This window comes from Bacteroides sp. (assembly GCF_029057325.1).
Lineage (GTDB): Bacteria > Bacteroidota > Bacteroidia > Bacteroidales > Bacteroidaceae > Bacteroides.
On the sequence record NZ_JAICZW010000129.1, the window covers coordinates 1 to 12,853 of the forward strand.

General features: G+C 49.0%; 5 protein-coding genes, 1 tRNA gene and 1 pseudogene. All 7 read right to left on the reverse strand.

Translation table 11 applies throughout. The features are described 5' to 3' along the window. Window positions 1–191: 191 nt before the first annotated feature. Window positions 192–279: transfer RNA gene (locus K2G43_RS07570), tRNA-Ser, on the reverse strand. Between the two features lie 78 nt (window positions 280–357). Beyond that, window positions 358–1,545: a cyclically-permuted mutarotase family protein gene (locus tag K2G43_RS07575; protein ID WP_300153888.1), complete on the reverse strand. Its 1,188-nt coding sequence runs from the start codon at window positions 1,543–1,545 to the stop codon at window positions 358–360. Between the two features lie 188 nt (window positions 1,546–1,733). Continuing rightward, window positions 1,734–3,371: a sialidase family protein gene (locus K2G43_RS07580; protein ID WP_300153890.1), complete on the reverse strand. Its 1,638-nt coding sequence runs from the start codon at window positions 3,369–3,371 to the stop codon at window positions 1,734–1,736. A gap of 181 nt (window positions 3,372–3,552) precedes the next feature. Beyond that, window positions 3,553–6,054: a beta-galactosidase GalB gene (gene galB / locus K2G43_RS07585; protein WP_300153892.1), complete on the reverse strand. Its 2,502-nt coding sequence runs from the start codon at window positions 6,052–6,054 to the stop codon at window positions 3,553–3,555. Between the two features lie 187 nt (window positions 6,055–6,241). Then, the gene (locus tag K2G43_RS07590; RefSeq protein ID WP_300153909.1) at window positions 6,242–8,464 is read right to left on the reverse strand and encodes a GH92 family glycosyl hydrolase; all 2,223 of its coding nucleotides are present in this window, start codon (window positions 8,462–8,464) and stop codon (window positions 6,242–6,244) included. A gap of 552 nt (window positions 8,465–9,016) precedes the next feature. Next, window positions 9,017–10,495, reverse strand: a pseudogene (locus K2G43_RS07595) (beta-N-acetylhexosaminidase); the annotation flags it as partial. 33 nt (window positions 10,496–10,528) lie between these two features. Continuing rightward, complete coding sequence (locus K2G43_RS07600; RefSeq protein WP_297643349.1) at window positions 10,529–12,850, reverse strand: GH92 family glycosyl hydrolase; 2,322 nt, start codon at window positions 12,848–12,850, stop codon at window positions 10,529–10,531. Window positions 12,851–12,853 lie beyond the last annotated feature (3 nt).

Sequence of the window (12,853 nt, forward strand, 5' to 3'; positions counted from 1 at the left end):
GCTTCTGTCATATTACAAAAGTAATCACTTTAAAGAAAACTACAAATAGTTACCCCCAATGATTATCGGGTGAGCCTGCTATATTCTTATAGTATCCTAGTTTCTTTTTACTTCTTAATAAAGTAAAAAACACCCGACTTTACATTCTTAGCTGTAAAATCGGGTGTTTGCTTTTGCTAACTTTTGTCTTGCGGAGAGAGGGGGATTCGAACCCCCGATACCCTTTAGGGGTATACACGCTTTCCAGGCGTGCCTCTTCAACCACTCGAGCATCTCTCCTTACGGGGCGCAAAAGTAGAAGAAGTTTTTGGAATTACCAAATTTTTGAGGAATAAAGTGATGCGCCCCGGCAATATCCTACCTCTTTTCAACCGTTATCTTTACTATTTCAGGAGTACGGATGCCCGGTTTCAGCTCTCCGGCTATGTTGTAGAAGACACCGTCCGCTCCCACCAATGCCGCACCGGCGCGTGCCGTGCCCGAATAACGTAAAATCTCTTCCCAACGATCATCGGATGTATGATAAACCAGTATCCTGTCGTTGAAGCGATAATCTTCGGGAGACATGGACATGTAGGTTTTCGCCACCGCTTTCAGGCTATCGACCACAGCCTGATTGCCCTCCGCCAAAGCAGCTTTCATGTGCTCCTCACGCTTCAGGGCCGATAGGAAAATATCCTTGTCCACTCCGCCGGTGCAAAGCACCAAGCTGTCGGCGCAAGCGATGCCGACACCTCCGCCCAAAGAAACCTCCACGGAATCCGTCCCTACGGGAGCAGCCACCGGGGTCCATCTCTTCTCTGCCGGATGATAGCAAAGGCCATCCACCGAAAGCGTTGCCTTACGCCCTTCGCCGGCACCGGCGAATCCGCCCCACAAGAACAGAAGAGATTCCGCACCCTTGCGCTGTGCCACGCAGACCGGTTGTGTACGAGGAGCACCGGGAAAATCGGGCAGTTGCGTCCATCCTGCATCCGGTTTATCCAAATTCAGGCAATACAGCGTATTGGAAGGCACTCCGTTGACGTTTCCGCCGGCAACGAAGAGAGTGTGCCCGGATATAGTTCCGCCCATATTGTCTATCGTACACGGCAAGGCAGGCAACGTATCGATGACCGCCGCATCTCCCTTTTCTGTCAACGAAATCCGGAATACAGCGGACAAAGCACCGTTCTGGTTGGTGCCGCCCGCACAAATAATTCCACGGGATGTGGAAACAGACACGCCGTATGCAGCCTCCACCGGCAGTTCGCCCACCTTCTTCCAGGCGAATAGCGAATCGGCCGAAGCATCCGTCGCATAAATGCCCCGATAAAACCGTTTCTTTCCCCCTTCTGCGGCAGGGACTTCCGGGAAGTTACAACCACCCGCCATCAGCAACCTTCCGCGATGAACACCGGCATAACAAGCCGAAACGCCCTGTTCGATTCCCGGTTCTTCTGCGGGGGCACCTTGCATTTGCCGCACCGTCCAGACCGATTCCTTTTCCACTTCGGGTGCTGTGCACCCTGCCAATATCAGGCATACTAATACAAATTTCTTCATTGATTTCAAATAAAAGAGAAGAAGCATCCAATAATTATCTCATATTTTTAGGCACGAATTACACGGATTCACACAGCTTTTTCTTTAATTAATCCGTGAAATCCGTGTAATCCGCGCCTAATACCTATCAGGTTGATTACCCTTTTCCTGTTTTGATTTCCTCTTATTAAGAAAAAGAGTTCACAAGTTTACTTCACCAAGTCTTTCAGTTTCACGGTCTGGAAAGTCATGTGCGCCACACTACTTTCATACAGGATTCCGACCGTCTCCTTATCTACCATGCTCAAGCAGGAATATCCCCATCCATTTGCTTCATCCAGCAGCACCTGATGTTCGGGTGACCATGTATGTCCACCGTCCAAGCTTACCTTGATGGTAATGTTGTTGCGGTTCTTGGTCGAATTGGGGTTGGAGAATATCAGGATGTCCTTTTTCAGTACATTGTCCTTCGCTTTCACGCTAATCAGACTTGCCATGCAAACCGGTTCAATCAAAGCCGTGCGGGATGACTCGTGTTCCTTCCAGGTCTCTCCCAAATCAGTAGTCGTATAGACGGCACGGCTGCCACCGCGATTGTCACGCATATTCAGCATCAGTACACCCGGTTCCACTTCGGCAACCTGCGCTTCGGTGGTATTGGTACGTGCATGGTTGTGTATCTTCCAGTTCTTTCCGCCATCTTTGCTGTACATGATGCCTGCATTGGGAATGCGGTCCGCTCCGATGTACTGAATGGGGAATACCAATGTACCGTCACTCATGGTAATGCCGCGTCCCGGTCCCTGCAACAAGAAGTACCAGGAAGGATCTTTCACCTGTTCCGTCACATTGATAGGTTCGGACCACGTCTTTCCGTCATCCGTACTCTTGCTCATCACCAGCTGAGCTGTGTGGTTCATATCCATTCCCGGATGTGAACTCCACCAGGCACGCTGATTACCCATGCCATGCGTCCAGGCTGCCACCACCCATACGGTATTCGTCTTTGTATCAACCAGGATAGAGGGGTCTCCCACACCATTCTGTGCAGAAGGCAGTCCGCCCGTCTCACCGAAAGCCAGAGGCAGACGCATCTTTTCCCACGTCTTTCCGCCATCCGTACTGCGGCTAAGACCTACGTCCACGTGCTCCTGCAAATCGACGCTGCTGTTGTAGCGCACGTCATATACCCCAAGCAACGTCCCCTTGTTGGTAGTCACCAGTCCCGGAATGCGGAATGCTGCGGAATTGTCATCTCCGGCATGGCGCACACCTACACCCATACGGTGTTCGATGCCCTCGGGAGAGAACATCTTTATCGGAGCCTCTTTCCCATCCACCACAATGGAGGTCAGCTTCGCCGTGACCTTGGTGTCCAGACGCGCTTCGGGCTTCATCTGCAAGCTCACCCAGAAGAAGTTCACGCCGGGGAAAAGCTTCTGGCCGCTTTGCAACAGCACTTCATTGCCCGGATTGCTAACTTCGCTATTCTTGATAGAATAAGAAGGATTGGCGGCCAACGTCTTTCCTTGATTATGGCTGGAGATATATTCCACCGGAGCAAAACGATTTCTTCCTCTGTCTTGCAAGGCTTCCGTACCACCGTAATAGAGTTTCACCGCCTGGATGTCGGCCATTTTCACTTCCTTGCCGAAACTTAAAGCCACTTTGTCCAATGTCTGGTTTTCCCGGCCATTCAAACGAATGTAGAACAACACATTATCCTGTCTTTCAATCAGGATAGGAATGCGTGTTTCACGAACCGCTATGGAGTCAGCAGCATAGACCGATTGGGTAACGGCACTCCATACAAAGAATAGAAAAAATAAGTTCAATACTTTCTTCATGATATTTATGTATTTAGATGATAAGACTAACAACTGTCATAGTCACTACTACGCCTGCAAATATAAGCGATATTTAAATATATAGCAATACATTAATAAAAAAATTAAATTAATCCCCGCATTAAATAAACATTATCGCTTATCTAATGCGGGGATAACCGTTGTACGCAACCCTGATGCGTTACTTGCTCTCCAACTTCAAGACAGCTTTTTTCAGCCCGCCGGCTGTAGCTTCAAGCGTAATGGCACCCGGTTTATCGGTAGCCGCCACGATAGCGGTCATCATACCGTTGAACACTTTCATCTTTGGAGTCTGGAAGTTTTCCAACGAAGCCGGATTACCATTGGCTCCTGCACGATAGACACCTGCACCTTTCACTTTGAAACGAATCTCATTCTCGGCAAGCGGACAAAGATTGCCATCCTTATCCACCACCTTCACCGTGACAAACGAGAGGTCTTCACCGTCGGCCTTAATCAGCGTACGGTCGGCAGTCAATTCGATGTGATGCGGCGCACCTGCTGTATGTATCTCTTTCTCGGCAACCGCTTTTCCATCCTTGTCATAAGCGACCACTTTCACCGTTCCCGGCTCGTACTTGGTATCCATCCACATCAGGCGATAACGCTGCTGACGCTTGAAATCGGCTGTGGAAGCGGAATCTTTGCTGTTCTCTATCGTTACAGACAAATCCTTGCTACGCTTTCCCTGACTCTTGCCATTAATGAAGAGTTCGGCAGACGGGTAATTGGTGTAAACGAATACAGGAGTCACCTCCCCTTCTCTGCCCGCCCAGTTCCAGTGGGGCAGGATGTGCAAGGTCTCTTCCGCCGGATTCCAATGGCTACGATAGAGGTAATAACGGTCTTTCGGCAGTCCGGCAAGGTCTATGATGCCGAACAGAGAAGAATGGCTGGGCCAATCCGTATAATAAGGAGTGGGTTCACCCAAATAGTCGAAACCGGTCCAAACGAACTCTCCGATGCACCAGGCATTGTCCTCATGCCACATCCAATCATCCTCCGGCAAGTTACTCCAACCGCAATGTTCCACATCGTAGGAAGAGGATTGATGATCATCATATTTCTGCATGGAACGACGCTCTACCGGGAACTTATATACACCGCGAGAGCTAACCGTAGAAGCCGTCTCACTACCCAAAACGATGCACTGAGGAAGTTTTTTATAGTTCTCCAAATACTTATGGGGACGATAGTTGAATCCAGCCACATCCATTGTAGCAGCCATGTTGTTGTTCACCACAGCATCGGGAGCATCCATGCCCTGCGTGACAGGACGTGTCGGGTCTTCCCGGTGACAGATATCCTGAAGCATGCGCGAAAGTTTAGGGCCCCGATTGCCGTTCCATTGGTCAGGCACTTCATTGCCCACGCACCACATCACGACACTCGGATTGTTGCGATAATGACGAATCAGATTTACCAAATCTTTCTCCACCCATTCGTCAAAAATCTTATGGTAGCCGTTCTGTACCTTCGAGCTTTTCCATTCGTCAAAAGACTCGGCCATCACCATCATACCCATCTCATCGCAAGCACGAACCAGTTCAGGAGCCGGCATATTGTGAGAGGTACGGATGGCATTACAGCCCATGTCCTTCAGAATACGAATCTGACGGCGAATGCCCGCTTCATTGGCGATACCGCCCAAAGGACCGAGGTCATGATGGTTACATACTCCCTTGAACTTTGTCAGCTTGCCATTCAGGAAGAAGCCTTTATCCGGAATGATTTCCAACGTGCGAATGCCGAAACGGGTTGCATATTCATCTTTCAGCACATTTCCCTCATACACTTTCGTTTCTGCCGTATAAAGCACCGGAGTTTCCGGCGACCACAAAGAGGGATTATAGACTACGAAATTCTGGCTGAAGCAAGTGCCGTCCAGTTTATCACCCGGCCTGTCGTCCGAAGAAAGCATTTTGCCATCCGCATCCTTGATTTGAGTGACGATGCGGTAATCCGATACATGCTTACCGACAGGCATCACCAGTTCGGTCTTCACATTGACCCGGGCAAATCCGTCTTTTACAACCGGCGTGGTGACTACCGTACCCCATACGGGAATATGCGCCTCTTCAGTGACAACCAGATGCACATTGCGATAGAGTCCCGCTCCCGGATACCAGCGTGAAGATTCTGGTTCATTCTCCAAACGCACGGCAAGCGTGTTCACTTCGCCTTCTTTCAGATAAGGCGTGGCATCCAAAAAGAAGGAGTTATAGCCGTAAGGCCAATACCCTGCCTCTTGTCCGTTGACATAGACATGCGCATGGCTCATGGCACCGTCGAACACCAGTGTGGCCTTCTTGCCCTTCATGGAAGCAGGTGCCTCAAAATTCAGTCGATACCATCCTACACCGACAAAAGGCAAGCCTCCGGTACGTCCGGCATGTTCCATCGCCTCCTTCTGTCCGTCTTGGGCAATGGCCACATTCTGCTTGTCATTGTTGATGCTGAAAGGACCGTAAATGGCCCAGTCATGCGGCACCATCACCGACTGCCATTTAGCATCATCGTAAACTCGTTGGCTGAAGTCCTTACTATCTTCACGGGTAAACCTCCATCCTTTCTTGAAAGTCTGTACGGTACGCACTTGTGCCTGAAGCAATAAGGGAATTGCCAACATTAAAATAGCTGCAAGTTTAAATTTTCGGTTCATATCCTTTCGATTTATTTTTTTAAGTTCCGCTTATTTCCGATATGCTGTCAGTAAACAAGTTAACAAGGCTACGAGGAGAAGCGTTTTTCCCGCCTACATCTTGTTCACAAAACAGGCAGACAGAAGGACTTTGTATCCTTGTTTACTTGTTCACCGAAAGCAAGTTCTTGAACTTGCGGAACTTGGATTATTCTTTTTTCATTTCAAATACCATTTCTCCCGAATGCACCAACTCATTGTGTGTGATACGGAAGCCATTGTGTTTCGCTCCATCCAACTTCACCTCTTTGATGTAATCCGACCCAGAAGATGATTTGCGGATAACCAGCTCTTCCTTCCCGTAATAGCGCGGATCAAGACGAAGAGTTATCTTATCGAATGCAGGAGTAGTCAACGTATATTCCGGTGTTCCGGGACAATCGGGATAAAAGCCCATCATGCTGAAAATGGCCCATGCAGACATCGTTCCGGTATCGTCATTCCCCGGAATGCCATTCGGCTTGGCTGTGAAATAACGCGCCAGCAACTCTTTGACCAATTTCTGAGTGCGCCATTCCTCACCACGGAAATAGCTGAAAAGATATGGATAAGCAATATCCGGTTCATTGGCCGGGTCATACAATCCTCCGTCAAACACCTTCTGAAGTTTATCCACGAAATTCTTCTTACCCCCCATCAACTTGGCAAGTCCCATCACATCGTGGGGAACATAGAAAGTGTAATTCCAAGAATTTCCTTCATGGAAGCCCGGACTCGGCGCAAAGTCAGCCCCCTCCATCGGATCAAAAGGCGAATAGAACTTACCATCCGGCAGAATGGGACGAAGCGTACCGAACTCGCGGCAATAATAATGCTTGTACCCCATAGAACGTTTATAGAACAGTTCCGCATCTTCCTTCTTGCCCAATGCCTTTGCAAAACGAGAAAGGGCATAATCGGCAATGTAGTATTCCAGCGCATGGGAAACCGAGTTGTCGTACTGCTCCCGCAAAGGCACATAACCCAAAGAATAATAGTCATCGGCATCCGGTCGCATCAGATTGACCGCCCCCGGAGAAGTGGCAGATTTGTACATCGCCTCGTATGCCGTCTTGACATCAAAATCGCGCAAGCCTTTCATCCAGGTATCCACAATGACAGGAATGGAAGGATCACCTTCCATGGTAAGTGTTTCGCGCCCATAGAGTTCCCATTTGGGCATCCAGCCATGCTCACGATACATATCTATCATGGTACGTACCATATCAAGCTGCCGGTCGGGGAAAAGCAAAGTCATCAACTGATGAACATTCCGATAAGTATCCCACAGAGAGAATACGGTATAACGGTTCCCTTTCACCGTGCGTATCTCACCGCTTTCCATCGCCGGATATTGTCCGTTGACATCCTGCAAAACATTGGGATGTATCAGAAAATGGTACAAAGCCGTATAGAACACCTGACGTTGTTCTTCCGTTCCGCCTTCTACCAGAATGCGGCTCAAATCACTGTTCCACGCCTGGCGGGCAGCTTCATGCAACTGTTCAAAATTCTTTCCCGCTTGTTCCGCTTCCAAGTTTTGGCGGGCATTGGCGATGCTCACAAAAGAGACTCCCATGCTAACTTCCACCTGTTCGTTTTCGTCGGCATCGAAGGTGAGCCACACACCGATGTCGTCTCCACTCATCTCCTTCGTATAGTTGGAATAGATTTTACGAGTGCCTGATGTATTGTCCCACTGTGCCTCTACCCCCATCTTGCGCATCTGTTTCCAATAGCCGCGGGTTTTCGGAGCCTTATTTATCTTCATCACAAAATAAACCGGAAATACGGCATTGGGATTATAGCAGAAAGTTCCCAGCAGTTTGCTGCCTTCTATCTCCGTATCACTCACAAAACGAACGGTGGCACCGCTTTCATTCGTCAAACCCTCACCTAAATTCAACAAGATATTGCCTTGTCCGGCGGGGAAAGTGAAACGGGCACGCCCGGTACGAGGAGTGGCGGTCACTTCCGTTTTTATACCGTATTTGGTCAGGTAGTTGGTGTAATAGCCGGGAGTAGCATGTTCATCCTTATAAGAACTTCCATATTGCATATAGTCCACACTCAGTTCACCTGCAGTGGGCATCAGCAACAACGATCCCAATTCTGGACATCCCACACCGCTGAGGTTGACATGCGCATAGCCGGTAAAATAGGTATTCTTATATTCGTATGGCGTGGACCACCAGCGGCTGTCCTTATCAATATTGCCATTCACTGCCCCCATCACATTGAAAGGAACAACAGACATCATACCTTGCGGACACACCGCACCGGGGTTGGTCGTGCCATAATTGGTCGTGCCCACAAAAGGATTCACATAGTCCACCGGCTGTCGTGAACCACCCTCCACCACAATCTCATCCGTAAAGATCCATCCTCCTATCTTCTTGTCAGAACGGGCCTGATAACGGATGTAACGAGCACGGGTCTCTCCTTTCCAACCATACTTTCTGAAGCAAACTACAGAATCTTTAGATACAGCATTATCCAGATGAGTCAGTTCCGTGAAGTTCTCCCCGTCCAAAGAAGCAGAAATAATGATTTCAGCAGGAAGGAATATTTCCGGACCTACCACTTGCATAAAGTCCGCACTGACCGAACGGACTTCCTCTTCCTGTTCCAAGTCAATGGTAACATCCAAACGATTGCGCGAGATAAAACCCTGCCATGCACCGTCGGCATTGGTCCATCCTCCCCGAATTCCGTCAGTCAGCGTCTTGTCTCCCTGTGCCTTATAATACTCATTATAGGGCGCATTGTACTTCACCGGTTTGCCCAGTGCCAAATGTTTGATAGGCTGAAGCGACTCAGGACGATTGCCAATCTCCTCCTTCAGACTGAAAGGATGATAACCCTTGGAAAGCAACCAATCCACCTCACGCAAAGCACTTTGACGGAACTTGCTGTATGCCTTATGTTCCGGCTGACTCCAAGCCACTTCTGCAAGCGCCAGAATACGAGGATAAATCATGCTCTCATAGTGTTCATCGGTAGGAATATACTCCGCCCACAAATTTGCCTGCACGCCATACAGCAGCTTGGCATCTTCCGCTGTAAATGAATCCGGAACAGGATTGTACGAATAGACTTTAGACAAAGGCAGGTAACCACCGATTGCCTCCGGCTGTAAATAGGGAGCATCCTGATAACTGTCGAAATAGCAATAAGCGCCCGGTGTCATCACAGCACGATGACCGGACTTCACAGCTTTGAGCCCGCCTTCTTCACCGCGCCATGACATCACGGTAGCATTCGGAGCAAGACCACCTTCCATGATTTCGTCCCATCCCAACAGCTTGCGACCGTGTTTGTTGAGGAATACTTCCATCCGATGAATGAGATAGCTTTGCAGTTCATTCAGGTCTTTCAATTCCTCATCCTTCATACGCTGCTGGCACTTGGGACAACTCTTCCAAGCTTGTTTGCCGGCTTCATCTCCTCCCACATGGATATACTCGGAAGGGAAAAGTTCCATCACTTCGGTCAGCACGTCTTCCAAAAAAGTAAATGTTTTCTCATTGCCCACACAAAAATCAGCACTTGTATAGGGCTTTCCCTGACACGAAAGTTCAGGATAAGCCGCCAAAGCCTCTTCCGAATGAGCAGGCATCTCGATTTCGGGAATAATGGTTATATGGCGATCGGCGGCATAGCGCACCAATTCACGAATATCATCCTGCGTGTAATAACCACCGGACGCAGAAGGATCTGTTTCCTCACAATATTTACGACCTCCGGGAACATTCCACCACTCTTTCCAAATAGCTTCAGGACGCCATGCGGCAAACTCCGTGAGCCGTGGATATTTCTTAATTTCAATTCTCCATCCGGCAGCATCCGTCAGATGCAGATGCAGACGATTGATCTTATAACGTGCCAAAGCATCTATCTGCTTCATCAGAAACGCTTTCGTACGGAAATGACGTGAGACATCAATCATCAGACCACGGTACTCAAAGCGGGGCGCATCCTCTATACGGACGGCATCCACTTGCCAAAGATTGTCTCCGACAGGTTCTGCCAACTGAAGCAATGTTTGAAGGCCATAGAAAAGACCGGTGTCCGTAGCCGATGAGACGGTGATTCCATCAGAATTCACTACCAACGTATATCCCTCGGCAGAAGCAGAGGCAGTCGGCAATTTCTGAAGAGAAATAGCTCCGGCTACGTTCTTCGAAACTATTTTTCTATTCAGGAAAGAAGGCTGGGAAGAGAGGTAGGCAAGCAACCTTTCTCTCTCCGCTCCCTTCAGATTGGTGTATATCTTTGTCCCTTCCGTAATACGGAACGCACCATCTCCTTTCGTTTGCTCCACATGTTGCGGTACGGGAATAACCCGCTGCGCCGACACATTTCCAAACGAAAAAGATGCCGCAAACAGAAAGACGCTCAAGAATGTTCTTACATGATACATATCAGGCAGTGTTTTGAGTATTTATACTATGAATTATTCAGCGCCCCACTTCGTCGGCTTATCCGTCATCACCACTTCCAAAACTCCACCTTCCATCAGCTGTTGATGGGTGAAATAGGGTTTCGACAAGACATTTCCATTCAGCGTAGCACTCTCTATATATTTGTTGGCTGCCGAATTGTTTTTCGCCACAATGCGAAACTCCTTACCTTGAGGAAGACGAACAGTAACGGCATCGAATAACGGGCGTCCGATGGAATACTCCGGATTACCGGGACAAAGCTGATAGAATCCCATGGAATTCATCACATACCACGCAGACATCTGTCCGCAATCCTCATTACCGGAAAGTCCGTTAGGATCGTTGAAGTATTGGTTATGAAGCACATTGTCCACCAGTTCTTGGGTCTTCCATGGCTGGCCTATCTTATTATATAGGTGCAGAATATGATGGCTTGGCTCATTACCATGCGCATATTGACCTATCAGTCCGGAGATGTCGGCAGAAGTCTGGTCTCCTTCCAAAGCGGAATCGGCGGTAAACAGAGAGTCCAGTTTACCGATAAAGCCTTCACGGCCTCCCATCAACTCAACCAACCCGTCCACATCTTGCGGAACAAACCACGTCCATTGCCAGGCGGTGCCTTCGCAATAATCGTCTTCGCGATGATTGCTCGAACGGGGATTGAACGGTGTGCGCCACTTTCCCTCCGCATCCTTTCCACGCATGAAGCGTACGGAAGGGTCAAAATAGTGACGGTATGAACGTCCGAATTCGGCATAACGTTGCTGCACCTCAGCCTCACCCAATGCTCCTGCCAATTGACTGATACACCAGTCATTGTAGGCATATTCCAATCCTTTGGCCACCGCCTCGTTCTCTTTGTCACAGGGCACATAGCCCAATGTATTCTTATAATATTTAGAGATGGGCATCAAGGCGGCATGCTTCAGATACTCCGTAGTGGCAATCGGTGCCAACGTATCATATTCCGCACTACGCAAACAAGCTTCCAAAGCCAGTTTGGCATCAAATCCACGATCTCCCTTCATATAAGCATCTACAATCACAGGAACGGCATGATACCCAATCATCGTACCGGTATAGTTGCCGGCAAGTTCCCACATTGGCAGGATGCCTCCGTCTTGATACTGCTTCAACAAAGCATTGATGAAGCGGGTATTCTTTTCCGGTTCGATAATGGTCAGTAACGGATGCAAGGCACGGAACGTATCCCACAAGGAGAAGATGGTGTACATCGGCTTATCCGCTTCGGCAGTATGAATTTCCCGATCCAAACCGCGATAACGGCCGTCGATGTCGGTAAACAGACTTGGAGAGATACCTGTATGATAGAGCGCCGTGTAGAATACAATGTTCTGCTCAGCGTCCCCCCCCTCAATGTTTATCTTGCCCAGATAGTGGTTCCAGTCACGACGTGCTGCGGACTTCACTTGTTCAAAGTCCCATCCCCGAATTTCAGCCAGGTTCTTCTTCGCCCCTTCTGCATCAACAGAAGAGAGTGCCACTTTTACCAACACCTGTTCATCTTTGGCTGTTGCGAAATGCAGCAATGCCTTCTTCACTGGCAACGGGCGTTTTCCTTCAATCTGCTGGATGGTATCTGTCAGAATATCACAAGTGAAAGGTTTGGAGAACACCGCTTCGAAATAGACGTCGTGTCTCCACGCCCAGCTGTTGGTATTTTTATAACCGCGAAGGGTCGAATCGTTCACCACTTCCAAGCTGAGCGCCCGATTGTGCTGCCCTTGCAAAGCATAGTCCAAATCAAGGATGAACCCTGCCTCACTGCTTTCCGGAAAGGTATAGCGGTGCAATGCTACACGTGAGGTTGCGGTCAGTTCCGCTTTCACACCATAGCTGTCAAGAAATACAGAGTAATAACCGGGCGAGGCCACCTCGTTCTGATGCTGAAAGCGTGAAGCGTATGGCAGAGTCTGGGCAGGCGAGCCGCCTGTCGCCGCAAAAGAAGCATCGGAAGCCGCCACTTCGACAGAGGGCTTGACACGCTGTTCTCCCACAGTAGGCATCAACAAGATTTCACCATAATCGCCACACCCGGTACCACTCAGATGAAGATGTGAGAAACCGTTGATAACGGTGTCCGTATCATAATAACCGGAACAAGCGTCCCATCCATAAATACGGGTATCGGGTCCCGGTTGTATCATTCCGTTGGGAACGACAGCACCGGGGAACGTGTGTCCATGTCCTCCGGTGCCTATAAACGGATTGACATAATCCGCATAATCTTTCTCTACGGCTTCTGTGCCGCAACTTGCAAGGAGTGCCCCTAAGGCCACTCCCCACAAGTATTTATTTGCTGATTTCATTTT